Source organism: Aeromonas sp. INTO2, from assembly GCF_049860605.1.
Classification (GTDB): Bacteria; Pseudomonadota; Gammaproteobacteria; order Enterobacterales; family Aeromonadaceae; genus Aeromonas; species Aeromonas caviae.
The window spans coordinates 4,501,323-4,525,566 of record NZ_CP187588.1 but is presented as its reverse complement, the minus strand read 5'-3'; the positions used below and the strand labels follow the sequence as shown (position 1 = coordinate 4,525,566).

Genomic DNA, 24,244 nt, shown 5'->3' with positions numbered 1-24,244 from the left:
GTTCCAAGTGTGACCAACTTGACTCAAATCGATGCAGCTAATGCTATGATGCTTGAGCCTCAATCGGGTTGTTTCATTTCAGGGAAGAAGGGTGCCCACCATGTGTACAGATCTAGTTATCACCTGACACCGGCCTCAAACCGGTGTCTTGTTTACGCTACTTTAGTGCGCACTTCCTTCGGTATCAATTTCAGACCCTTCTTGAACATGCTGTAGGGGGTCTGACCCTCCATCATCCTGCCCTGATGTGGCCGCTGGGTGTTGTAGTGTCCCAGGTAGCTATCCAGGTCTGTCTGCATCTGTTCTACCGACTCATACCAGGTCGTTCTCCCCTTGATACGGAAGTGTTCATCCAGCAGGGTGCGATGTAGCCGCTCGATAAAGCCGTTGCTCTGCGGCCTGCGTACCTTGGTGGTCCGGTGCTCAATCCCCTCCAGTTGCAGGAACAGCTCGTAGGGGTGATGGTCAGGGCGCCCGCAGAACTCGCGCCCGTTATCTGACAGGATGGTATAGACCCGCGCCTCGTGAGCCTCGAAGAACGGCAGGACCGTTTCGTTGAGCACATGGACCGAGGTCACCGGCAGCTTGCTGGTGTAGAGCCGTCCCCAGGCGTGGCGGCTGTAGCAGTCCAGTACGGTTTGCAGATACACCTTGCCCACCCCCTTGAGTGCGCCGACGAAGAAGGTGTCGACCGCCACCAGTTCCCCGGTGTAGTGAACCTCAATTTGGCGTTCGCGAAACTCGGGGCTGAAGCGCTCGAGCAGGCGGATCTGCTCGTCATTGAGCTCAATCGTCTGTTCCCTGTGGGTTTTCTCGAGGCGCAACAAGCGGTCATGCTTGGAGAGCAAGTCGTGACGTTGCCACACGCCACGCACACCGCCCGCACTGACGTTGATGCCTTGCAGAGCCAGTTCTTGCGCGACCCGCAGCGGGCCATGGGTTGGTCTGGTGAGAGAGTAATCGAGGATAGCCTGTTCAATCTCGGGAGCGACCCGGTTGGGATGCGCCCCTTTACAGCCGGGTAGTTTGTCGAGCAAGCCCTCGGCGCCATAGGTCTGATAGTTACGGCGAATTTCGTAGAACTGCTGACGGCTGTAGCCGATGAGCTTGCAGGCTTTGCTGACGTTATTGAGCTCTTTGGCGAGCTCTAGCAGGCTGAGTTTGCGACGTGCTACTTTCTCGTTGGTGGTCATACGGTGACTCCGGATAACACGGTAGGGGTACCGTTTTGTTATCCGGTTTGAAGCCGTATGACCACTCCCTTTTGTGGGCAACTGTCAGGTGAATACCATCTCCATACATCTGCATCGCCACGGAGTCCACCTGATCCAGGGCTACGTCTATGCCAAGCCCATGCCCCTGAGCAAACTGAAGATCTGGCTGATGGCATGGCAAGAGGGCGAGGCAACCAGCCCCTCCGATCCGCACTGAGGCGGTATCTGCCCCGCCTCTCACCCTTTGCAACAAAATGATGCTCCGCATGAGGAGCATCTCCCCTTATCATGGGTCTGTGCACCTTGGGTGCACCAAGTCGCTCCATACCCCGTCGGCCGAGGCCGCCCCGAGATGAGAACCACTGCCTATGAAGTCTTTTATCCGACAAGAGATTGCTCTGCCTGCCGGTCTGCTGACCCTGCTCTTCTTCAAAACCCTGGGAAGCGACCTGCTGGCAGAGACAACCCCCCTTGCGGTCTACCTGCCGGTGTCGCTGGCCCTGCTTGCCATCGTGACCTGGGCCATCTTCTCCGTCGTGCGTCACTCTGACGCCCTCGCCATCAAGCTCGGGGAACCCTTCGGTACCCTGATCCTGACCCTCTCGGTCATCTCCCTGGAAGTGGTGATGATCTCCTCCGTCATGCTGACCGGCGATCCCAATCCCACCATGGCCCGTGACACCATGTTCGCGGTGGTGATGCTGGTCACCAACGGTCTGGTGGGCTTCACCCTGCTGTTTGGCGGCTGGCGCTATCACACCCAGAACTTCAATCTGGACGGGGTCAAATCCTATCTGGTGGCCATCATTCCCCTGGCACTGCTCTGTCTGGTCCTGCCGAACTTCACCCAGGGCGGCACTCTGGGCAGCCTCTCCAAGGCCATGTCATGGATGCTGATCATCATCTCCATCCTGCTCTATGGTGTCTTCCTGCTGATCCAGACCCGCAGCCACAGCCACTTCTTCGTCGACAGCGATCACGAGGATCTCGAGGATCACCACGGCCCGCTGCAGAGCAACGTCTATCACACCCTCTTGCTGCTCGCCTACCTGGTGGTGGTGATCCTGCTGGCCAAGACCCTGGCCATCCCCATCAACTACGGGGTGCACGTGATGGAAGCCCCGATGGCGCTGGGTGGTTTCATCGTCGCCTGTATCGTGCTGGCTCCCGAAGCGGTCGGCGCCATCAAGGCGGCCTTCAACAACCAGTTGCAGCGGGCCATGAATCTCTACTTCGGCTCCGTGCTGGCCACCATCGCCCTCACGGTACCCTCCGTGCTCTTCATCGGCTCCCTGATGGGGCAGGAAGTGCGCCTGGGCCTCTCCCCTGCCGACATGGTGCTGCTCATCACCACGCTCATGGTCTGTAAAGTGACCTTCAGCAGCGGCCGCACCCACGCCCTGCACGGCGCCACCCATCTTGTGCTGTTTGTCGTTTACCTGTTCCTGATGTTTGAACACGGATAAGGCTGCCAGCACTCACCCCAGTGCTGTTCGTGGTTTATCTGTTCCGGATGTTTGAACACGGATAAGGCAGCCACCACCTGCCTGCTGCCACTCTGCGCAGCGCGCTTCCGATAGCCCCGACGCGGAGCGCGGGAGACGAAAATGAAAAGACCGCCCCATGGGCGGTCTTTTTTATGGTTGCTCAAGCTCCAATTCAGAGGCTGGGCAGGGTCCCGGCCGGGATCAGGTCGTTGTAGCTGGCACGGCCCAGCAGGGCGGCGGCCGCCTCGATGTCCGGTGCAAAGTACCTGTCCTTGTCATAGAAGCTGACCTCTTCCCGCAGACGGCCCTTGGCCAGCTCGATGAGCTCGGTGGAGCGCAGGGGAGCGCGGAAGTCGAGCCCCTGGGCCGCTGCCAGCAGTTCCACCGCCAGGATGCCGCGGGTGTTCTCGGCCATGTCCGCCAGCCGGCGACCGGCGAAGGTGGCCATGGAAACGTGGTCCTCCTGGTTGGCCGAGGTGGGCAGGCTGTCCACCGAGGCCGGGTGGGCCAGGGTCTTGTTCTCGGAGGCCAAGGCCGCCGAGGTGACCTGGGCGATCATGAAGCCGGAGTTCACGCCGCCGTTGTTCACCAGGAAGGCCGGCAGGCCGGACATGCGCGAGTCGATGAGCAGCGCCATGCGCCGCTCGGACAGCGACCCGATCTCGGCGATGGCCAGGGCCAGATTGTCGGCGGCAAAGGCCACGGGTTCTGCGTGGAAGTTACCGCCGGAGATGATCTCCTCATCCTCGGCAAACACCAGGGGGTTGTCGGAGACCGCGTTGGCCTCGCACACCAGCACCTCGGCGGCCTGACGGATCTGGGTCAGGCAGGCACCCATCACCTGGGGCTGACAGCGCAGGGAGTAAGGATCCTGCACCTTCTCGCAGTTGTGGTGGGACATGCCGATCTCGCTGCCGTCCACCAGCAGGTGGCGGTAGCAGGCGGCCGCATCGATCTGGCCGCGCTGACCGCGCACCTCGTGGATGCGGGCATCGAACGGCCGGCGGCTGCCCAGCGCCGCCTCAACGCTCATGGCACCGATGGTGATGGCACCGGCGTAGAGATCCTCGGCATGGAACAGCCCTTCCAGCGCGAAGGCGGTGCTCGCCTGGGTGCCGTTGAGCAGGGCCAGCCCCTCTTTCGGCGCCAGGGCGATGGGCTCCAATCCTGCAATCTTCAGGGCAGTGGCGGCGTCGATCAGCTCGCCCTTGTGACGGGCCTTGCCTTCACCGATCAGCAGGCAGCTCATGTGGGCCAGGGGCGCCAGATCGCCGGAGGCGCCGACGGAGCCCTTCTTCGGCACCACGGGGTAGACCTCGGCGTTGATGAGGGTCATCAGGGCCTCGAGCACCGTCAGCCGGATGCCGGAGAAGCCACGAGCGAGCGAGTTGAGCTTGAGCACCATCATCAACCGCACGGTGGCGTCATCCATGTACTCGCCAATCCCCGCCGCATGAGAGAGCACGATGGAGCGTTGCAGCTCGTCCAGCTGCTCCACCGGGATCCGGGTATTGGCCAGCAGGCCAAAGCCGGTGTTGATGCCATAGACCACCCGGTTTTGCTCGATCACCTTGGTGACCACGGCGGCGGAGGCGTGGATCCCCGCCAGGGCAGCCGGATCCAGGCTGACGTGTACCGGCTCGCGGCTGACACGGCGCAGGGTGGCGAGGCAGAGTTTGCCCGGTTGCAGATTGAGTTCGAACATCTTATTTCACCCCTTTGCCGGTGGCGTCGATCATCGGCAGATCCAGTTTCGCCTCATGGGCACAGTTGATGGCAATCTCGTAGCCGGCGTCGGCGTGACGCATCACCCCGGTGGCCGGGTCGTTGCGCAGCACGCGGCCGACCCGCTTGGCGGCATCGTCGGTGCCGTCACAGACGATCACCACGCCGGAGTGCTGGGAGAAGCCCATGCCCACACCGCCACCGTGGTGCAGGGAAACCCAGGTCGCGCCGCCGGCGGTGTTGAGCAGGGCGTTGAGCAGCGGCCAGTCGGAAACGGCGTCGGAACCATCCATCATGGATTCGGTCTCGCGGTTCGGGCTCGCCACCGAGCCGGAGTCAAGGTGGTCACGGCCGATGACGACCGGAGCCTTCAGCTCGCCATTCTTCACCATCTCGTTGAAGGCCAGGCCCAGGCGCACCCGATCCTTGACACCGACCCAGCAGATCCGCGCCGGCAGGCCCTGGAAGGCGATGCGCTCGCGGGCCATGTCGAGCCAGTTGTGCAGGTGGGGATCGTCCGGGATCAGCTCCTTCACCTTCTGGTCGGTCTTGTAGATGTCTTCAGGATCGCCGGAGAGGGCCACCCAGCGGAAGGGGCCAATGCCCTCGCAGAACAGCGGGCGGATATAGGCCGGCACGAAGCCCGGGAAGTCGAAGGCGTTTTTCACCCCCTCTTCCAGCGCCATCTGGCGGATGTTGTTGCCGTAATCGAGGGTGGCCGCACCGCGGGCTTGCAGGGTCAGCATGGCTTCCACCTGGCGCGCCATGGAGCGGCGGGCAGCCACATTGACCTCGTCCGGGGCGCTCTTTTGCAGCTCGCGCCACTGAGCAACGCTCCACCCTTGCGGCAAATAGCCGTGGATGGGATCGTGGGCCGAGGTCTGGTCGGTCACCACGTCCGGCGTGATGCCGCGAGCCACCAGCTCGGCGAAGACGTCGGCGGCGTTGCCGAGCAGGCCGACGGAGACGGCGGTACCGCTGCGTTTGGCCTCCTCGACCATGGCCAGCGCCTCATCCAGGCTGTGGGCCTTCTTGTCGACGTAGCGGGTACGCAGACGGAAATCGATACGGGTCTCGTCGCACTCCACGGCGATCATGGAGAAACCGGCCATGGTGGCGGCAAGGGGCTGGGCACCGCCCATGCCACCCAGGCCCCCGGTCAGGATCCAGCGGCCTTTGGGCTCGCCATTGAAGTGCTGGTTGGCCACCGCGAAGAAGGTCTCGTAGGTGCCCTGCACGATCCCCTGGGTGCCGATGTAGATCCAGGAGCCGGCGGTCATCTGGCCGTACATCATCAGACCCTTTTTATCGAGCTCGTTGAAGTGTTCCCAGTTGGCCCAGTGGGGCACCAGGTTGGAGTTGGCGATGAGCACCCGCGGCGCATCCTTGTGGGTCTGGAACACCCCGACCGGCTTGCCGGATTGCACCAGCAGGGTCTGATCGTCCTCGAGCCGGGTCAGCACCTCGACGATCTTGTCATAGCAGGCCCAGTTGCGGGCGGCGCGGCCGATGCCGCCGTACACCACCAGGGACTGGGGATGCTCGGCAACATCCGGATCCAGATTGTTCATCAGCATCCGCAGTGGCGCTTCGGTGAGCCAGCTCTTGGCGGTCAGCTGGGTGCCGTGGGGAGCACGGATCACGCGGCTCGGATCGTGGCGGGGATCCTGGTGTTGTACAGACATAGACACTCCTTGTTTAGCGATGCAGTCAGGCGGCGCGGTGCGCCACTACTTGGTCAACTGGTGAACCAGGCGCGCAGCCACGCGGGCACTGCGGTTGTCCTGATCCAGGTTCGGGTTGTACTCGGCCAGATCGGCGAGCCTGAGCTTGCCGCTGGCCCGGATATGGGCGATGAGCGGTTCGATGACCGCCAGCTCCACGCCGCGAGCAGCGGGAGCGCTCACTCCCGGCATCACCGCCGCCGGCAGCACGTCGAGATCGATGGTGAGATAGAGGTGGTCGCAACGGGCGATGAAGGCATCCAGCCCGCTGAGCAAGGCTGGCAGCTCGGTCGGCGTCATCGCCTCGTCCAGCACGTGCCAGACTCCCAGCGCCTCGGCGCGGGCAAAGAGCGCCGCGGTATTGGCGGTTTCGGCCACCCCGAGACAGGCATAGTGAAAGGGGGTGCCCTGGGCAGCGCACTGCTCGGCAATCTGGAAGAAGGGGGTGCCCGAGCTCGCCTGCTCCTGTTTCATGCGCAGATCGAAGTGGGCGTCGAAATTGATGATCCCGACCCGCCCTTCGCCGCCAAGATGACGGTTCAGGCCGCTCCAGCTGCCGAACGCCACCTCGTGGCCGCCTCCCAGCACCAGGGGGAAGTGCCCCTGATCCAGCGCACTCGCGACCCGCTCGGCCAAGCGCCCGTGGGCGGCATCGAGATCGCCGTCCTCACAGGCCAGATCCCCGCCGTCATAGACGGGGGCGCCCAGATGCCAGGCCGTGTTGGCCAGCAGCTTGCGCACCGCCAGCGGTGCACCGGCCGCACCGACCCGCCCCTTGTTGCGGCGCACCCCTTCGTCACAGGCAAAGCCGAGCAGCACCACGCCGGGTTCGCGATTCTCCTGCCAGGGTTGCACCCTGTCGTGCCAGCGCAGGGCCAGCTCGCCGTCTTCGGGATCCTGACGCCCCTGCCAGACCGACATGTCGATCCCGTTGAACTTATCCATGAAGGGTTTCCTCCCCGTTGACCACACGGCTCACCAGCTGATCGACGCCGATGAGGTAGCTGAGCTCGGCCGGATGGCCGCAGTTCCAGACAAGGAAATCCGCCAGCATGCCGACCTTGAGCTGCCCCAGCCGTTCCTGCTCGCCAAGCGCCCTGGCGGCGTGGCGGGTCACCCCGGCCATGGCCTCCACCGGGGTCAGGCCAAACAGGGTGCAGGCCATGTTCATGGCCATGCGCAGGGAAACGATGGGAGCCGTGCCCGGGTTGATGTCGGAGGAGACAGCCATGGGTACCCCCGCCTTGCGCAAGGCAGCGATCGGGGGCAGCTTGGTCTCCTTGAGGAAATAGAAAGCGGTGGGCAGCAGGGTGGCGACCACGCCACGGTGAGCCAGCGCCTGGATCCCGTCCTGATCCAGATATTCCAGATGATCCACCGAGAGGGCGCCGAAGTGGGCGGCGAGCGTGCTGCCCCCCAGGTTAGAGAGCTGATCCATGTGCCCTTTCACCGCGAGGTTGTACTGATCCGCCACCAGATAGACCTGCTCGGTCTGGGCAAGGGAGAAGCCGATGTGCTCGCAGAAGACATCCACCGCATCCGCGAGACCTGCCTCGGCCGCCGCCGGGATGATCTCCTGGCAGATGGTCTCGACCCAGGAGTCGGGATCGTCGCGATACTCCGGCGGCACCGCATGGGCCGCCAGCAGCGTGGTCTTGACCCGGATGGGCTGCGTCTCTCCCAGACGACGGGCCACCCGCAACATCTTGAGCTCGTCTTCCAGAGTGAGGCCGTAGCCGGACTTGATTTCGACTGTGGTGACCCCTTCCCGGATCAGGGACTTGATCCGCGGCAACGCCAGCTCATAGAGCCGCTCCTCGCTGGCTGCCCGGGTGGCGCGCACCGTGCTGATGATACCGCCCCCCTTGCGGGCGATCTCCGCATAGGGGACCCCCTTCTGGCGCAGCTCGAACTCTTCGGCGCGGCTGCCGGCGAAGATGAGGTGGGTGTGGCAATCGATGAGACCGGGGGTGACCAGCTTCCCCTTCATGTCCTGCCAGGAGGCGGCATAGGGGCCCTTGAGATCCTGCATGGGGACCAGAGCGTGGATCTTGCCATCCCGCACGCCAAGGGCATGGGGCTCCAGCAGGCCGTAGTCCGCCAGATCGGGGCGCAGGGTGGCGGGTGTCACGTTGAGCCAGACCCGCTCGCAGTTCAACAGTTCCTTGTTCATACCGACCTCTAAATGTATATACAATAATTTATAGCCCATCTCTGAAAAGAAAGAAAGGATCAAGTTCACATCTTGATAACAGCGGTTTTATTAGAGTGTAAGCACAAAAAAGCCCACCGAGAGGTGGGCTTTTAAATGCTTAATTTGTATATACAATTATGCGAGACGCGTCTTGGAGCTCAGCTTGTAGCGGGAACCCGGCGACAACAATCTGGCATAGGAGACCAGACAGCCGTCTGACCAGGTGCGCCGGTGCAGCAGCAGGCAGGGGGTGTCGACCCTCACTTGCAGCAGTCCGGCTTCACCAGCACTCGGCAACACGGCTTCTACCACGTGCTCCATCTCGGAGAGAGGGCAGATCTCCATCAGATAGCTGTTTGGCGTCTGCTGGGTGAAATCCTGCTCGCCATAGCCGGGCAGTCGCTCGGCATCGACGAAGCGCTCCTCCAGTTGCAGCGGCTCCCCATCGGCCTGATGGACGATGAGGCTGTGAAAGGTGGGCGCCCCGACCCGCAGGCCCAGACGCACCGCCACTTTCTCGTCGGCGGCCTGACGTTGCAGCCGGATCACCCGCGCGCTGTACTCGCTGCCCCGCTCGGCGATCTCGTCTGCAATATTGCGAATCGCCAGGAGCGGCGACTCGGTACGCCTGTCGGCCACGAAACTGCCGGATCCGGCGGTGCGCACCAGCCAGCCTTCGGCCACCAGCTCACGCAGCGCCTTGTTCACCGTCATGCGGCTCACGGCAAACTGCTCGCACAGGGCGGCCTCGGTCGGGATCCGGTCGCCTGCCTGATAGTCGCGTTCGCGGATCCCGTCCAGGATGTGCTGCTTTATCTGAAGGTAGAGCGCAGGAGCCACCGGATGGTCCTCAGCGGCGACGATGGGGCGGACGCATGTCCGGCCAGGCGCGATAGACGTCCGGGATCTGGTCAGGGCCGCTGATGCAGAGATCGAGATCGTGCAGCAGGCCATCCTTGATGCCGTAGATCCAGCCGTGCACCGCCAGCTCCTGCCCCTTGCGCCAGGCATTCTGGATGATGGTGGTGTGACAGACGTTGGCGACCTGCTCGGCCACGTTCAGCTCGCACAGGTAGTCGAAGCGCTCGTGCTCATCCTCGATGGCTTCGAGCTGTTCGCCGTATTTGAAGTAGACGTCCTTGATGTTGCGCAGCCAGTTGTCGATGAGACCCAGCTCCTGGTTCTGCATCGCAGCCTTGACCCCACCGCAGCCATAGTGGCCGCAGACGATGATGTGCTTCACCTTGAGCACCTCCACCGCGTATTGCAGCACCGAGAGGCAGTTGAAGTCGGTGTGCACCACCAGGTTGGCGACGTTGCGGTGGACAAAGACGTCCCCCGGCAAGAGCCCCATCAGCTGGTTGGCGGGAACCCGGCTGTCGGAACAGCCGATCCAGAGGTACTCGGGTGCCTGCTGGGCGGACAGGGTAGCGAAGAAATTGGGATCCTCGGCCTTGATCCGTTCCGCCCACTCGCGGTTGTTGGTAAACAAGTCGTTCAACAGTTTCACTTCTGCTCTCCCTACTGTGGCAGTGGCGGCAACATACCATACACAAGGGTAACCAAGGCAAGGCCGACCAGATCCCCGCAAAACAAAAACAGGGCCATCAGGCCCTGCTTCTTACCGGAGGAGGCCGTCAGGCATCCATGGCATCTTTCAGCTTCTTGAGCGCGTTTTTCTCAAGCTGGCGCACCCGCTCGGCCGAGACGCCGTAAGTATCGGCCAGCTCCTGCAGGGTGGTCTTGCTCTCGTCATCGAGCCAGCGGGCACGGATGATGTGCTGGCTGCGCTCGTCCAGGGTCGCCATGGCCGCACTCAGGCGACGGGTGGCATGGCTGTCCCAGTTGTCGTTCTCGATGTTCGCCGCGAGATCGGAAGATTTGTCTTCCAGATAGTGCACCGGCGCGAAGCCACCCTCGTCTTCATCGTCACCGATCAGGTCGAAGGCCTGATCGTAATTGCTCATGCGCGCTTCCATCTCGGTGACGTCGGCAGCGGATACCCCGAGGTCGGCAGCCACGGCCTGCACCTCTTCGTGGTTCAGCCAGCCCAGACGCTTCTTGGATTTGCGCAGGTTGAAGAACAGCTTGCGCTGGGCCTTGGTGGTCGCCACCTTGACCATGCGCCAGTTGCGCAACACATATTCGTGGATTTCGGCCTTGATCCAGTGTACGGCGAAGGAGACCAGACGCACGCCCACGCTCGGGTCGAAGCGTTTGACGGCTTTCATCAGGCCGATGTTGCCTTCCTGCACCAGATCGGCCTGAGGCAGGCCATAGCCGGAGTAGCTCTTGGCCACGTGAACGACAAAACGCAGGTGCGACATAACGAGCTGGCGTGCAGCTTCGAGATCGCCATCCTGCTGCAGACGCATCGCCAGTTCGCGCTCTTCCTCTACGCTCAGCACAGGGATCGAGTTGACGGCCTGGATATAGCCTTCCAGACTACCTTGCGGAATCAGAGCCATAGTGCGTTGCAATGAAGTTCCCATGTTCTACCTCTTACTTTTCAATCGAATCAGTCTAACACCCTGAGAAGACGTGTCTACCGACCAGGTATCATTCTGCGTGCTGCATCATACATCACCCCAGCATGAACCCGGCCTATCTTAGGCTGACGGCATGAATCATAAATGAACAGTCAAAAAAAAGGGGTCACAGTAAAGGACCCCTGAAAAGTAGCATGCTAAGTCCATTGTTGCGGAGCTCGCAACCTTCACATGCTTGCCAAGTCAGACGAGCAAGGCATAGGGGCCATACCCGTATTCATTCTGCTGCAGTCAATAGACCATTGATAAATCAAAAGGTTCAGAGGATCCACATATGATCCTCGGCGCAGACACCATTCAGATTACTCTGAGAAAGTGGCCCGTGCCAGAAACGGGCCACTCTTTTACTTGATCCAGTTCGCAAAATCCAGCGCTTTAAAATGCTGACAAATTAATCAGGACGGTTCTATGTCGCGAATGTGCCTGTGTACCGAGAACCAGGAGGCGATCAACCCCAGCAGGGCGCCCAGCAGTATGAGATTGAAGCCGTCGAACGCCCCCATCCCCACCAGACGGAAGTTGCTGTTGTAGAGCCCCGCCAGCTCCTTCACCACCCCCTCGCTCCAGATCACCATCACCTCGGTCAGCCACCAGGCCAGCATGCCGCCGATGACCCCGAACCAGATGCCCGTATAGAGGAAGGGACGGTGGATGAAGGCATCGGTCGCGCCCACCAGCTTGAGCACTTCAATCTCGGAACGCTGGTTCAGGATATTCAGGCGCAGGGTGTTGCCCACGATCAGCAACACGGCGGAGAGCAGCAACACCGCGATACCTGTAATGGTGTGGCGCAGCAGGTTCATGATCCCCTGCAACCGGGTCAACCACTGCAGATCCAGCTTGCCCTGCTCGATACCGGGCTCGTTCTCCAGCTTGGCAAGCAGCTCGGCAGCCCCTTCGGGATTCTGCCAGCGCGGATCCGGGATCACGCTCAGCACCGGCGGCAGCGGGTTGCTGTCCAGATAATCCAGGGCATCACCGAAACCGGAGATCTCCCGAAATTCCCTGAGCGCCTCGTCACGGTTCATATAAGTGACGGACTCCACTTCCGGATAGAGCAGGATCCGCTGCTTCATATCGAGGATGCTCTGCTCCGGCAGATCCTTGCGCAGATAGAGGGAGATCTGGGAGCTGGTCTGCCAGCTCCCCTCTACCACTTCGGCATTCTTCAGCAATACGTGGAAACAGGAAGGCAGCGCCAGACTCACGCCAAGCACCGCCAGGGTCATCAGGGAGGCGAGCGGGTTGCGCCACAGCTCACCCAGGCTGGCAAAGGCCTGGCGCACGTGATCCACCCCATACATCATCAAACGACGCAACGGCGGCTGTTTATGACGAACAATAGCCATCAGCGATCCTCCCCGGACGAATACATGCGACCCGCCTTGAGGGTCAGGGTGCGGTAGCGCATCCGGGCGATCAGCCCCAGATCGTGAGTGGCAATCAGCACGGAGACGCCGAAGCGGTTGAACTCCTCGAACAGGCGCATGATGTCCATGGAAAGCTGGGGATCCAGGTTGCCGGTCGGCTCGTCAGCCAGCAGCAGGGGCGGCTTGTTGACGATGGCGCGGGCGATGCCGACCCGCTGCTGCTCACCGCCGGATAGCATGCGCGGCTGGTAACGCTCCTTGCCGAGCAGCCCGACCTTGTCGAGCGCCGCCGCCACCCGCTTGTTGATGTCCCCATGGCTGTAGCCATCGATCACCAGGGGCAGGGCGACGTTGTCGAACACGGTACGATCCATCAACAGGCGGTGATCCTGGAAGATCATGCCGATCTGGCGGCGCACGTAGGGGATCTGACTGCGCTGGATGTGGCTGACGTCATCGCCGTGGAAGAAGACGCGGCCGTCGGTCGGTCGTTCCATCACGCTGATGAGCTTGAGGAGGGTACTCTTGCCCGCCCCCGAATGGCCGGTCAGGAAGGCCATCTCCCCCTTGCGCAGGTGAAAACTGACCTTTTGCAGCGCTTGATGACCGCCACTGTAGACCTTGCTGACCTTGTCAAAACGAATCATAACGGTTCCCTGAGATTGACAAACCCCGACCGGGATAAAGCATGGGGCGCTCACTCCCCCGTACCGGCACAACACCTGGATGACAACACCGCTCACAACCATGCCGCGTGTCATCCTTCCCCGGATGAGCCATGCCTGCGCCCTCATAGTGACATACCCCGACCGGAGTCGGGGTATGGAACACGTGCTTGTCACGGCCGGGCCGACTCATGTCAGCCGGATTTATTCTTCGCGGCTGAAGAGCGCCTCGATGAAGTCGTTGGCGACGAACGGGCGCAGATCGTCGATCCCCTCGCCCACCCCGATGTAGCGGATCGGGATCTGGAACTTGTCGGCCACCGCGAAGATGACGCCACCCTTGGCGGTACCGTCCAGCTTGGTGAGGGTGATGCCGGTCAGGCCCACCGCCTCGCTGAACAGCTTGGCCTGGCTCAATGCGTTCTGGCCGGTGCCTGCGTCCAGGGTAAGCATGATCTCGTGGGGCGCCGTATCGTCCAGCTTCTTCATCACCCGCACCACCTTCTTGAGCTCCTCCATCAGGTTGCTCTTGTTCTGCAGGCGGCCGGCGGTATCGGCGATCAGCACGTCAGCCCCGCGGGAGCGGGCAGCCTCGATGGCGTCATAGATGACGGAGGCGGAGTCGGCACCGGTGTGCTGGGCAATCACCGGAATGTTGTTGCGCTGACCCCACACCTGCAGCTGCTCGACCGCAGCGGCACGGAAGGTATCGCCAGCGGCCAGCATCACGCTCTTGCCCTCGGCCTGGAACTGTTTGGCCAGTTTGCCGATGGTGGTGGTTTTGCCGACGCCGTTCACGCCGACCATCAGGATGACGTAAGGCTTCTTGCTGGTGTCGATCACCAGGGGCTGCTCGACCTTGGCCAGCATCTCGCCCATGTCCTGTTTGAGCAGACCGTAGAGCGCCTCGGCGTCCTTGAGCTGCTTGCGATCCGCGTGCTGTACCAGCCCCTCGATGATGCGGGTGGTGGTGTCGACGCCAAGATCGGCGGTCAGCAGCTGGGTCTCCAGCTCTTCGAACAGATCGTCATCGATCTTCTTGCCGCTGAACAGGCCGAAGAAACCGGAACCGATATTCTCCCTGGTACGCACCAGGCTGCGCTTGAGGCGGGCAAAGAAGCCCTCCCGCTGCGGCTTCTCCTGAGTGTCGTCGTCCACCTTGGCGGCCAGTGGCAGAGCGGCCAGAGCGGCGGCCTCAGCCTCCATCGCGGCGACCAGACGCAAATCTTCCGCTCGCTGGGCCTCTTTGGCGACACGAGCTTCCTCGGCAGCCTGAGCTTCGGCGGCAATACGAGCCTCTTCCGCAGCGCGAGCTTCGGCGGCAATACGAGCTTCTTCTGCTGCACGGGCTTCGGCAGCGATGCGAGCCTCTTCCGCAGCGCGGGCTTCGGCAGCGATGCGAGCCTCTTCCGCAGCGCGGGCTTCGGCGGCAATGCGAGCCTCTTCCGCAGCGCGGGCTTCGGCGGCGACAATGGCTTCTTCTGCGACCTGAGCTTCGGTGGCGATCAAGGCCTCATTGACGATGACGGGCTCAAGCTCGCCCTCCGGCTCTTCCACAACCAGGGGGCCTTCGTCAGGGCCGCTCAGCGGCGCTTCGGGCTTGGCGGCGGGGGCATCAGCCGGGGCAACATCGGCGACAGGCGCGGGAACAGCGGCGGCCTCCGACTCGACGACCGCCGGGGTAGCGTCGGGCGCCTGCGATGGAACGGCCTCAGCCTCTTCTTTCTTGCGGCCGAAACCCAGCCAGGAAAACAAACCTTTTGCCATCTAAAAATACTCACATCAAAGGCTGACTGCTAAGATAGCCGTCCCTCGGCGGGTCGGCATAAAAATGAACCGCCTTATACTATCACTTTATTTTCTGACGACGAAACGCGATGCCCAGAGTGAAATCCAGCCGTAACAGCCCGAGCAAGAGCCCGGCCCCCCAGGGGCGAGCGGGCGTGATACGAATCATCAGCGGCCAATGGAAGGGGCGCAAACTCCCCGTCAGGGATGTGGAAGGGCTCAGACCCACCACGGATCGCGTCAAGGAGACCATCTTCAACTGGCTGGCTCCCCACGTGCGCGGTACCCGCTGCCTGGATCTGTTCGCCGGCAGCGGCGGGCTGGGGCTGGAAGCCTTGTCCCGCTATGCCGAACAGGTCACCCTGATCGAGATGGACAGAGGCGCCGCCGACCAGCTCAAGAAGAACCTGACGACCCTGGGCAGCAGCCAGGGGCAGGTGATCCAGGCTGATGCCGTGAGCTGGCTGCAAGGCCCGGCCACGCCGTTCGATCTGGTCTTTCTGGACCCACCGTTTCGTCGCGAGCTGCTGCCCCAGGTGTGCGAGCTGCTGGAGCAACGCGGCTGGCTGGCATCCGATGCCCTCATCTATCTGGAGCGGGAAAAAGAGATGGCCGATCTGACGCTGCCCGCCAGCTGGAAACTACTCAAGGACAAGCAGGCGGGTCAGGTCTGCTATCAGCTCTATCTGCGGGACACCAAGCATGACGCTGCGGTTTAAAGGGGAGATGGGCACAGTCCCCTTCTCCGTCAATTTGGACAACGGCTCAAGGACAAGCAGGTCGATCACATCAGGCCTGCTATCAACTCTATGTACGGGAGGTAAACGATGAAGCGGGTGTTTAATCTGTTGGCGATGGGGGTGCTGCTGTTCTTCTGGTTCGGTGTGGCACTCGCCCTGCTGGGCACCCTGCCGGGCAAACTGAACGGCTTTCTGCCGGTGTGCGGCGTCATCGTGATATTGATGCACTGGGTACAGGCCAGCATGATCAAGGCGGCATGCAAACCCTACTTCGCTGTCACTCGTCTCGAATTCACCCAGGTGCTGATCTTCGGGGTGTTCGGCATGATGGATATCCGCACCAAGCTGCAGGCCATCATAGACGCCAGGAAGAAGGGAGAGACTCCCCCCAGGGCCGACTAGGCCACCCCCGGCCCGACCAGAAGGAGTGATTCGTCACTCCTTTTGCGTTTTTCCGAGGCTGATTCCCAGCTTGATGGAGAGAGCGGCGAGCAGCAGCAGCATGGCAATGAGGGAGAAGAAGTTGCTGCCAAGCTCGGGGTACTGCACCTTGACCAGGGCAGAATGGCCGAACACGCCGATAAAGAAGCAGAGCAGGATGCAGCTGGGTGTGTTGCCCACCATGGGCTCATGGCGATAGTGCTGATAGAGCTGGCTGGCCGCCAGCAACAGGGCGATGAGGGGGTAGAAGGAGAAGGGGACGACCGACTCCGTCAAGGCCGACAGGAAGGCATCGCCACAGATACCGATCAGCAGGGCCAGCACCAGGGGCTTCTTCGGAATCGCGTTCGGTTCATGCATGAGGCTGTCCACCCTTGCGTTATGTGAGAGATTCGTGGCGCTTGCGGTTCTGCACCTCGGCGCCCATGGCGATCATCCGCAACTGGCTGATGGTGCGCTCCGACAGTGCCTTGCACTCTTCCGGAGTCATGTCGAGGGCGTCTGCACCGGCGCTGAAGACGATGGTCACCATGGCCTCGGCCTGGATATAGGCCTCTTCCCGTGGCGCCTGCGTGGTGGCTTCCAGATAATCGGTCAGCTCGGCGATGAAGTGCTGGATCTCCCGGGCCACCGCCTGACGGAATGCAGCCGAGGTGCCGGAGCGCTCGCGCAGCAGCAGCCGGAAGATGTTCGGGTTGTTTTCGACGAATTCCATGAAGGTCTGCACCGAGGTGCTGATGACGCTGCCACCACCGGCAATGCGCTGGCGCGCCTGGCGCATCAGTTGGCGCAGGGTCAGCCCTCCCTCGTCCACCAGCGTCAGCCCCAGCTCTTCCATGTCCCGAAAGTGGCGATAGAAGGAGGTCGGCGCTATGCCCGCCTCTCTGGCCACTTCCCGCAGGCTGAGGTTGGAGAAACTGCGGTTGGCGCAGAGTTGACTGAACGCCGCCTCGATCAGCGTACGCCGGGTTTTTTCTTTTTGTTGCGCGCGAATACCCACGAAAACAGTCACCTTGAGATTAGCGAGGCCAGATGATAACCCGAAGGCGGGGCCGGGATCAGGTTTGTCTCCGACTTTTTTACCATTGACCCGCATTCCGGCTCAATGGAGAATAGTGAACAGCTGTTCGCTGAAAGGAGCCGAGTGAAATGGACCGCCCCCCGATCATCATGACCAATACCCTGCTGTTCGCCCTCTCCGGGCTCACGGCACTGATAGCGGTCCCCTGGTATGGACTGAGCCAGGGCTACGACCTATGGCAGTGGCTCTGCTTCCTGCTGCTGTTCTGCTATTGCGGCATCTCCATCACCGCCGGCTACCACAGGCTCTGGTCCCACAAGGCCTACAAGGCGCACCCGGCCCTGCAATGGATCTTCGCCATCGGAGGCGCGCTCGCCCTGCAAAACTCGGCGCTGCACTGGTCCTCGGATCATCGCCGCCACCACCGCCACGTGGATGACAACCAGAAGGATCCCTACAGTGCGGGGCGCGGCTTCTGGTACTCCCACATCGGCTGGATGCTGCGGGAATACCAGCGCGATACCTACCACGACTACAGCAATGTGCGCGACCTGCAAAACAACCCCGTGGTCGCCTTCCAGCACAGGCACTATCTCGCCCTGGCCCTGGTCACCAACATCGGCATTCCGCTGCTGCTCGGCCTCTTGCACGGGGATCTGCTCGGCATGATGCTGCTGGCCGGGGTGCTGCGCATGGTGATGACCCATCACACCACCTTCTTCATCAACTCCCTGGCCCACATCTGGGGCAGCCAGCCGTTCACGGATCGCAACAGCGCCCGGGACAACGGCATCCTGGCCTTCTTCACCTTTGGCGAGGGCTATCACAACTTCCATCACCTGTTCGAGAACGACTACCGCAACGGCATCCAGTGGTGGCAGTTCGATCCCACCAAGTGGCTGATCCGCACCGCCGCCTGGTGCGGGCTCGCCAAAGACCTGAGATCCTGCCCGGAGGAACGCATCGAACAGGCCAGGCTGGAGATGCAGCTCAAGCGCGCCCAGGCCAGAGTGCACAAGCAGGACGACAGGGAACGCTGGCAGGCACTGCTGCAGGAGGAGTACGACAAGCTGAGCCTGCAGATCCAGCACTACTATGCCAGCCGCAAGTCACTGCTGGAGCAGCGCAAGCGCACAGCCCTCGCACGCTACGACAGGCTCAGGCTGCAACTGGAGTACCGCACATTGCGAGACGGTTTCCTCGTTGCCAAGCGCAACTGGAGTCGTCTGCTGGCGGGCCTCGCCTGATCGCCGAGACATCACGCAAAAGACCGCCAGTAGGCGGTCTTTTTGATTGGGCAAACGGACGGCAGTCATAAAAAAATGGGGCAACATTCGCATGTCACCCCCTCGCAAATAGCATGTTCCATATTGGGCTCCCGCAACCACGGGGTCTATCTGGCATCACGGGTTTCCGCTCCCGATCCGCCTCGCCTGCCGGAGCAATCCGGTTGGCCCATTTCCCCTGTTGCCGTCACCCACACGGCAGACCAGCCGCCGTGTTTGTCCTTGCACTCGAGATACTACGCAGTTAAATAAAATAAAAAACCGTTATAGACGCACCTCTATGCAGTCGAGGAGCCTGGATTGTTACGGCGCCCTTAATATAAATCGATTAAAAACAATACGATGCAATCCAGTCCCGTTTTTGGATGGCAAACGTTATCCTCGAAGGCGCACAAGGCTTTGCGAGATCTCGCACAAGGCGGATCCCACTCACAACCAACGATGCAAAGGTAACCAATCGCTCAATTGCGCCAGCAGGCGCCGCCATGCAGAGGGGGACGCCGCCACCGGGTGCACGGCCTGCTGCAACCAGCCATCGATGAGTTGCTGCAACTCGTCGCACAACCTCGGGCTATGGAGGTGCAGCATCAACTCGGTGTTGAGCATCAGGGAGCGGGGATCCAGGTTGAAACTGCCGAGCAGCGCCTCCTCCTTCCCCATCAGGATCAGCTTGGCATGCAGACTGAACGCCTCCGTCGTCAGCTCGAACAGGGTGACCCCCTGACGCTCGAGCCAGGGGCGGTGACGTCGATAGGCGCCATAGACCAGGGGCACGTCCGTGCTGGCCAGGGAGTTGGTCAGGATCTCGATGTCGACCCCCTGCCGTCGCTGCCCCTTGAGCCGGCGACGCAGCCCCCGTGTCAGGATCAGGTAAGGGCTCACCAACCTCAGGGCCCCCTGATTGCTCGCCAGCATGCGTCCCAGCAGGGGCGCCGTGGTCGGCCGGGCGACCAGCCCCTTGCCGGGGCGATCGAACCAGCACTGCCCTCGCCCGGGATGCCAGCAAAGGGGAACGGGGCACTCATCAAACAGAGTGGCCGGCAGATCATAGGCGGCCGCCATGGCGGGGTCGGTCAGGGTCAGCAGGAAGTCATTCAGGGCCCGGGTTTCGGCTGGCAGCAAGGGGCGTCTCAACAGACGACGGACCGGGTGGCTCCAGCGACTGTGCCAGAACAGCGCGAACCCCTGCTCGGCCTGCTGACAGAGGGGGCCGCGGCAGACCAGATCCAGGTCGATGAAGTGAGGCGGCATCCCCAGCCCGAAGTAACGATCACCGATGTTGCGCCCGCCGATCACCGCCTGGCTGCCATCCACCAGCAGCAGCTTGTTGTGCATCCGGTGGTTGATGCGGCGAAAGCTCAGCACCCCTTCCAGCAGCAGGGTCAGAGGACGCCAGCCCCGCAACCAGAAGGGGTTGAACAGGCGCACCTCGATGCCCGGTTCCGCCGCCACCGCCTCCAGAAAGCGGTTCTCCCCGCCGTAGAGATCGTCGATGAGCAGCTGCACCACCACTCCGCGCCTGGCCGCCCGCACCAGCTCCGCCAGCAGCAGCTTGCCGCTGCCGTCCTCTTCCCAGCTGTAATACTGGGCGAGGATCCGGTGGCGAGCCTGGCGGATCAACTGGCATCGGGCTTTCAGGGCGGCGCCGGGATCGGCGAGCAAGGCAAACTCGGCGGAGATCAAGGGTCATCTCCCTGTCATCTGGTGGTGGCATAACCCAGACAACCGCCCCAATAGCCCAGTGTCAAGGAGCCGATGATGGAACTGCGCGACCACCCCTCCCTCAGTCAGAGACCTCATGCCAGCCAACCGGATCCCACCCCGGCCAGGCTGTTGATGCCCTGGTACCAGCAGCACCGGGATCTGGGCTGGGAACCCCTTGCGCAGCATCACGAGGATCCCCTCCCCGGCCAGCATTGACAGGCTCAGGGCTGCACCGCCTCGATGGCCTCTGACTTGCCCTCCAACTGGGGCAGGCTGAAACGGTAGGCCACGTAGTATTTGTAGATGGTGCCAACGTAGTTGATGGGCCCCTGGCCCACATCGTTGGCCACCAGCTGCTCCACATTGCCGAACCAGACGTTCGGATCCAGCCCCTTGTCGGCCGCCTTGGCCTGCAATGCCTGGACCCGGTTCGGACCCGCATTGTAGGCGGCCAGGGCGAACAGATGGCGATTGAGCCTGTCCATCCCGGGATCATTGAAGTAGGTGTCCAGGATGAGCCGCATGTAGCGACAGGCCGCCTCCACATTGCCCTCCAGACTGGTGAGTCTGGCGCCTCGGATCCCCACCTCCTTGCCGGTGCTCGGCAGCAATTGCATGATGCCGACGGCCCCCCGGTGAGAGCCGACATTGGGATTGAGCCCCGACTCCTTGTAAGCCAGCGCGGCCAGCATCAGCCAGTCCAGCTGATACTTGTCCGCCTGGGCCTCCAGTACCTTGCGAATGGTCGACAGGCGCCCCAGCGGGTCCGGCGCCAGTATGTTGCTCATGCGGTCGCTTTGCGCCAGCAGGCGGCGCAATGTCATGTCACTGTAGAGGGTCCGCTTGCTCGACTCCGAGATGTAGGCGTTCACCGCCCTGAGCAGCTCCGGGCTGTTGTTGCGCAGGGCCCAGGCGCTACGCCCCTTGTCCCGCAGCGGTATCAGTCTGTGGGCCTTGAGGCCGCCAATCATGTCGAGCCAGATCCGCCCCTTGAAGCTGTCGGTGACCGTCAGCGGAATGATCCCGGCTGACACCATCTCCAGCAGGTCCCCGTCCTGCAGGTATTCGGGAACCGTCTCGATGTAGACCGGGGGCAAGCCCAGCTCCCGAAACAGCCAGTTGAGCTGGTGCAGGCTCTCGAAATAACTGGAGCTGGCTCGCACCCAGATCCGCCGGCCGGACAGCTGAGTGATGCGATTGAAGGCAGGGAGATCCCGCTGGCTCACCACCCACTCCTCGATGGGGGCGATCAGCGGCTGGGAGAAGGTCACCTGCTCGCGCCGGGTGGGGGTGACCGTCAGGTTGGCGGCCACCAGATCCCCACGCCCCTCGGCCAGGTAGTCCAGCAGCTTGTCCTGGCGCACCGGGATATAAATGATCTTGAGCTTGAGCTTCTCCTTGGCCAGGTAGGTCTGGTTCAACCAGCGCTCGAATCCCTGAAGCTGATTGACCAGGATGCCGTACTGGGCTCCCTTGTCGAAAAAGAAAAACCCCCGCTCATAGACCACCAGGGCCCTGAGCTCTTTTTTTTGCAGGATGTGTTCGAGATCACCGGCCTGGGGCAGCAACTGCGGCTTGAGATCCGCCGCCAGCAGAGGGAGAGAGCAGAGAGCCAGCAGGGCCCAGATCCATCGCCGCATCATGATTTAACCACCTCGCTGTGGGGGCCGGTGCGCACCGTCGGGTCTGTCAGAGAAGGCGCCTGCGCCAAGTCATGGGGCGTCGCGGGATCTTCTGCCGATCGGCGCATGCCGGACGGAAAACGGATCGTCCGTGGGATAACTCACTATACAACGCAAAGGGAGGGAAAAAGCGAGGGGCAGAGCAAGACGGCAGGCAAGCCTGCCGTGTCATCACGATCTCAGAGGGAGCGGGCGCGCATCTCGAAGATCAGCTTCTCGGCGGTGCAGGTGAATTGCAGGCGGGCCTTCAGGATCACGCCATCCGGGCCCCGGCTCAGCTCGCTGCTGCTTTTGGCTTCGGCAGTGACCTGCTTGGCCAGCGCCTCGTAAGCTGCAAATTTCTCGCGGGCGTCGGCTTCTGCAGCGGCCTCGATCACCAGCTCCATGACGTCGTCACCTTCGCCGATGATGGTGCCAATTTCGGCGAAACAGCCGCAACTGTCACAGGTCTCGTTCAGTTCCACTTTCTCGTCTACAGACATACGTTCACTCCTACTTATTCCGGATATTGTCATCGTCGCGCAAGGCGTTGCGAAAATCCCTGATGGCAGTGCCCAGATCCTCACCGGCGCCAGCCAGGCGTTTGCTGCCAAACACCACGACGACGACCACGAGCAGGATCAGCAGATGCCAGATATGAATGCCACCCAGTCCCATAGGGAGACTCCTGACTGTTAGATATCTGGAGGTTGTATCAAAAGAAAGCGTATCGATTGTTGGGCAAAATCAAGGCAGGTGCAAGTTGGCGAAAAAATCGCGCAAAAACGGCGACGAGGCGCAAAAAATACGGCGACCATGGGCCGCCGTATGAGTCGGTGCTACTTGTCCCCTCAACCGCTACATCCTGTACCAGCCGCCACCAGGGCGAGAGACCCGTCGAGCATAGGATCGCCAAGATATGAAAACAAATGGTATATATTCATCTAGGAATTGAAGAGGATTCATATCATGTTGCTGGAACAGCTTGCACGCATAGACCTTAATCTGTTGATAATCCTGCAAGTCTTGCTGGAAGAGCGCAACGGCAGCCGGGCTGCACGCCGTTTGCACCTGAGCCAGTCCGCCGTCAGCAAGGCCCTTGGGCGGTTGCGGGAGACCTTTGACGATCCCCTGTTCGTGCGCTCGGCCTACGGGATGGATCCCACTCCCCGCGCCCTGGATCTCCAGCAGCAACTGCAGCCCATACTGCTCTCCCTGGACAACCTGATCCAGCCGCCGGACTTCGATCCCGCCAGCACGGAGCGGGAGTTCGTCATCGCCAGCATGGACAGCGCCTTCACCCTGTTTGCCCCCCTCTACCTGAGCGAACTGAAGCGTCAGGCCCCTGGCATCCGCCTGCGCTACGAGGAGTGGACCGAACACAGCCTGACCGAGATGAGCCAGGGCCAGGTGGATATCGCCTTCACGGTGCGGGAGAACTGCATCAATTCGGATTTTCGCCTCGACACCCTGCCCAACGCCATCTGTCAGCGGTTGCTCACCATCGACGATCTCACCTGCCTGGTGCAGCGGGATCACCCTGCCTTGCAGGAGCCCGAGTGGGATCTCGCCCGTTACCTCGCCTACCCCCATGTGCAGACCTACTGCGAAGGGCGGGATCGCTGGATGCTGGATCACAAGCTGGCAGAGCAGGATCTCTATCGCCGGATCGAGGCGACCGTCCCCTCCTTCGAGGCGGCCCTGCGCATGGGCATGCACTCGGACATGATAGTGACCCTCTCCCGCCTCTACGCCCGCCACGCCACCCAGGTCTATCCCCTGGTGCCGCTGCCGCTGCCCATCGCCCTGGACAGCATCTCCCACCTGCTCATCTGGCATCAGCGCCACGAGGAGGATCCGGGCCACCGCTGGCTGCGGGAGACCCTGCTCGCCCTCATCATGGGCAAGCTGGAAACCTCGGCGGACGGCCCGGCCGCTGCCGCCTGACGCGCAAAAAAAAACGGGGCTCAAGAAGCCCCGTTTCACGTTGACATCAGCATTCGCCCCGTCAGTTCTGACCCGTCACCGCCAGATAGTGGTGCACCCCGTCCAGCAGCATCTGCACCGAGATCATCACCAGCAGCATGCCCATCAGCCGCTCCACCGCGGTGAGTCCTCGCTCACCCAGCAGCTTGTTGAACAGCTCGTAGAACATCAGGATCACGGCGCTGGCCCCCCAGGCCATCAGCAGGGCCAATGACCAGTCCATCATCCGGGTCGGCTCCTGGTTCGCCAGAAGCAGCAGGGAAGCCAGGATGGAGGGACCCGCAATCATGGGGATGGCCATGGGCACCAGGAAGGGCTCCTCCCCCGCCGCCAGCCCGGTCACACCACCGGGGCTCGGGAAGATCATCTTGATGGCGATGAGGAAGAGGATGATGCCCCCCGCGATGCTGACCGCCTCCTGACGCAGGTTGAGGAAGCTCAGGATCTGCTGACCGGCGAACAGGAAGCCCATCATGATCACCAGTGAAAACAACAGCTCCCGCAGCATTACCTTGCGTCGACGCTTGGGGTCGACATGGCGCAGGATGGAGAGGAAGACCGGCAGGTTGCCCAGCGGATCCATGATCAGAAACAGCATGACGGCAGCGGAGAGTGTGTCCATAGAGCGCCCGGGCAGAACCTTTCAACAAGAGGGGAAGGAGGGCGAAATATAACAAAGGTGGCGGGAT

At 61.9% G+C, this 24,244-nt stretch carries 25 protein-coding genes; 7 read left to right on the top strand and 18 right to left on the bottom strand.

Annotated elements, in window-relative coordinates:
- Window positions 1–152: 152 nt before the first annotated feature.
- On the bottom strand, window positions 153–1,193 hold the full coding sequence (locus tag ACPW74_RS21490) for an IS481-like element ISAs19 family transposase (protein ID WP_104452167.1): 1,041 nt from the start codon (window positions 1,191–1,193) through the stop codon (window positions 153–155).
- Between the two features lie 88 nt (window positions 1,194–1,281).
- On the opposite strand from ACPW74_RS21490, the gene ACPW74_RS21485 reads away from it, so the two are divergent.
- Both ACPW74_RS21485 and ACPW74_RS21480 read left to right on the top strand, forming a co-directional pair.
- Window positions 1,282–1,431 carry a hypothetical protein gene (locus tag ACPW74_RS21485; RefSeq protein ID WP_425859236.1) on the top strand — a complete coding sequence of 50 codons (150 nt, stop codon included), beginning with the start codon at window positions 1,282–1,284 and terminating at the stop codon, window positions 1,429–1,431.
- A 151-nt stretch (window positions 1,432–1,582) separates the two neighbouring features.
- Complete coding sequence (locus ACPW74_RS21480; RefSeq protein ID WP_010672612.1) at window positions 1,583–2,680, top strand: calcium:proton antiporter; 1,098 nt, start codon at window positions 1,583–1,585, stop codon at window positions 2,678–2,680.
- Window positions 2,681–2,873: 193 nt separating this feature from the next.
- Here ACPW74_RS21480 and hutH read toward each other — a convergent pair whose 3' ends face one another.
- The 10 genes from hutH to ftsY form a co-directional block, all read right to left on the bottom strand.
- Complete coding sequence (gene hutH / locus ACPW74_RS21475; RefSeq protein ID WP_266142405.1) at window positions 2,874–4,406, bottom strand: histidine ammonia-lyase; 1,533 nt, start codon at window positions 4,404–4,406, stop codon at window positions 2,874–2,876.
- Between the two features lies 1 nt (window position 4,407).
- Entirely contained in the window at window positions 4,408–6,111 is a 1,704-nt protein-coding gene (gene hutU / locus ACPW74_RS21470; protein ID WP_279980994.1) for a urocanate hydratase, read from the bottom strand.
- 45 nt (window positions 6,112–6,156) lie between these two features.
- Entirely contained in the window at window positions 6,157–7,095 is a 939-nt protein-coding gene (gene hutG, locus ACPW74_RS21465) for a formimidoylglutamase (protein ID WP_279980993.1), read from the bottom strand.
- On the bottom strand, window positions 7,088–8,323 hold the full coding sequence (gene hutI / locus ACPW74_RS21460; protein WP_279980992.1) for an imidazolonepropionase: 1,236 nt from the start codon (window positions 8,321–8,323) through the stop codon (window positions 7,088–7,090). Before hutI ends, hutG begins: the two co-directional genes overlap by 8 nt.
- A 156-nt stretch (window positions 8,324–8,479) precedes the next feature.
- Window positions 8,480–9,184 carry a histidine utilization repressor gene (gene hutC / locus ACPW74_RS21455; protein ID WP_279956115.1) on the bottom strand — a complete coding sequence of 235 codons (705 nt, stop codon included), beginning with the start codon at window positions 9,182–9,184 and terminating at the stop codon, window positions 8,480–8,482.
- 10 nt (window positions 9,185–9,194) lie between these two features.
- Complete coding sequence (gene can, locus ACPW74_RS21450; RefSeq protein WP_010672606.1) at window positions 9,195–9,854, bottom strand: carbonate dehydratase; 660 nt, start codon at window positions 9,852–9,854, stop codon at window positions 9,195–9,197.
- A gap of 127 nt (window positions 9,855–9,981) precedes the next feature.
- Window positions 9,982–10,836, bottom strand: coding sequence for an RNA polymerase sigma factor RpoH (gene rpoH, locus ACPW74_RS21445; RefSeq protein ID WP_161469763.1), 855 nt, complete (start codon window positions 10,834–10,836; stop codon window positions 9,982–9,984).
- Between the two features lie 452 nt (window positions 10,837–11,288).
- Window positions 11,289–12,242 (bottom strand): permease-like cell division protein FtsX, encoded by a 954-nt coding sequence (ftsX, locus tag ACPW74_RS21440; protein WP_029313524.1) that lies wholly within the window; start codon window positions 12,240–12,242, stop codon window positions 11,289–11,291.
- Window positions 12,242–12,910 (bottom strand): cell division ATP-binding protein FtsE, encoded by a 669-nt coding sequence (ftsE, locus tag ACPW74_RS21435; protein WP_010672603.1) that lies wholly within the window; start codon window positions 12,908–12,910, stop codon window positions 12,242–12,244. The genes ftsX and ftsE overlap by 1 nt, the downstream gene beginning before the upstream one ends.
- Before the next feature lie 222 nt (window positions 12,911–13,132).
- On the bottom strand, window positions 13,133–14,695 hold the full coding sequence (gene ftsY, locus ACPW74_RS21430; protein WP_279980991.1) for a signal recognition particle-docking protein FtsY: 1,563 nt from the start codon (window positions 14,693–14,695) through the stop codon (window positions 13,133–13,135).
- Between the two features lie 110 nt (window positions 14,696–14,805).
- Between ftsY and rsmD the strand changes: the two genes are divergently transcribed.
- Both rsmD and ACPW74_RS21420 read left to right on the top strand, forming a co-directional pair.
- A complete protein-coding gene (gene rsmD, locus ACPW74_RS21425) occupies window positions 14,806–15,435 on the top strand; it encodes a 16S rRNA (guanine(966)-N(2))-methyltransferase RsmD (protein WP_069785477.1) in 630 nt (209 codons plus the stop codon).
- A 108-nt stretch (window positions 15,436–15,543) separates the two neighbouring features.
- Window positions 15,544–15,858 (top strand): DUF1145 domain-containing protein, encoded by a 315-nt coding sequence (locus ACPW74_RS21420; protein ID WP_010672600.1) that lies wholly within the window; start codon window positions 15,544–15,546, stop codon window positions 15,856–15,858.
- Between the two features lie 33 nt (window positions 15,859–15,891).
- On the opposite strand, the gene ACPW74_RS21415 is transcribed toward ACPW74_RS21420, so the two are convergent.
- Window positions 15,892–16,257 carry a YijD family membrane protein gene (locus tag ACPW74_RS21415; protein ID WP_010672599.1) on the bottom strand — a complete coding sequence of 122 codons (366 nt, stop codon included), beginning with the start codon at window positions 16,255–16,257 and terminating at the stop codon, window positions 15,892–15,894.
- Between the two features lie 19 nt (window positions 16,258–16,276).
- Entirely contained in the window at window positions 16,277–16,897 is a 621-nt protein-coding gene (fabR, locus tag ACPW74_RS21410) for an HTH-type transcriptional repressor FabR (RefSeq protein ID WP_010672598.1), read from the bottom strand.
- Between the two features lie 149 nt (window positions 16,898–17,046).
- Between fabR and ACPW74_RS21405 the strand changes: the two genes are divergently transcribed.
- Window positions 17,047–18,165 carry a fatty acid desaturase gene (locus tag ACPW74_RS21405; RefSeq protein WP_039040410.1) on the top strand — a complete coding sequence of 373 codons (1,119 nt, stop codon included), beginning with the start codon at window positions 17,047–17,049 and terminating at the stop codon, window positions 18,163–18,165.
- A gap of 468 nt (window positions 18,166–18,633) precedes the next feature.
- On the opposite strand, the gene ACPW74_RS21400 is transcribed toward ACPW74_RS21405, so the two are convergent.
- Window positions 18,634–19,887, bottom strand: a complete 1,254-nt coding sequence (locus ACPW74_RS21400; RefSeq protein WP_279980989.1) for a phospholipase D-like domain-containing protein — start codon at window positions 19,885–19,887, stop codon at window positions 18,634–18,636.
- Between the two features lie 75 nt (window positions 19,888–19,962).
- Here ACPW74_RS21400 and ACPW74_RS21395 point away from each other — a divergent pair, with 75 nt between their 5' ends.
- Window positions 19,963–20,124, top strand: a complete 162-nt coding sequence (locus ACPW74_RS21395; protein WP_010672595.1) for a hypothetical protein — start codon at window positions 19,963–19,965, stop codon at window positions 20,122–20,124.
- Between the two features lie 5 nt (window positions 20,125–20,129).
- Here ACPW74_RS21395 and ACPW74_RS21390 read toward each other — a convergent pair whose 3' ends face one another.
- The 3 genes from ACPW74_RS21390 to tatA form a co-directional block, all read right to left on the bottom strand.
- Entirely contained in the window at window positions 20,130–21,551 is a 1,422-nt protein-coding gene (locus tag ACPW74_RS21390; RefSeq protein WP_279980988.1) for a lytic transglycosylase F, read from the bottom strand.
- A 218-nt stretch (window positions 21,552–21,769) separates the two neighbouring features.
- Window positions 21,770–22,072 carry a YfcZ/YiiS family protein gene (locus tag ACPW74_RS21385; RefSeq protein WP_010672593.1) on the bottom strand — a complete coding sequence of 101 codons (303 nt, stop codon included), beginning with the start codon at window positions 22,070–22,072 and terminating at the stop codon, window positions 21,770–21,772.
- Between the two features lie 10 nt (window positions 22,073–22,082).
- Entirely contained in the window at window positions 22,083–22,247 is a 165-nt protein-coding gene (gene tatA, locus ACPW74_RS21380; protein WP_010672592.1) for a twin-arginine translocase TatA/TatE family subunit, read from the bottom strand.
- Window positions 22,248–22,538: 291 nt separating this feature from the next.
- Between tatA and ACPW74_RS21375 the strand changes: the two genes are divergently transcribed.
- Window positions 22,539–23,516, top strand: coding sequence for a LysR substrate-binding domain-containing protein (locus ACPW74_RS21375; RefSeq protein WP_010672591.1), 978 nt, complete (start codon window positions 22,539–22,541; stop codon window positions 23,514–23,516).
- Window positions 23,517–23,577: 61 nt separating this feature from the next.
- On the opposite strand, the gene ACPW74_RS21370 is transcribed toward ACPW74_RS21375, so the two are convergent.
- Window positions 23,578–24,177, bottom strand: a complete 600-nt coding sequence (locus ACPW74_RS21370; RefSeq protein ID WP_279980987.1) for a YhgN family NAAT transporter — start codon at window positions 24,175–24,177, stop codon at window positions 23,578–23,580.
- Window positions 24,178–24,244 lie beyond the last annotated feature (67 nt).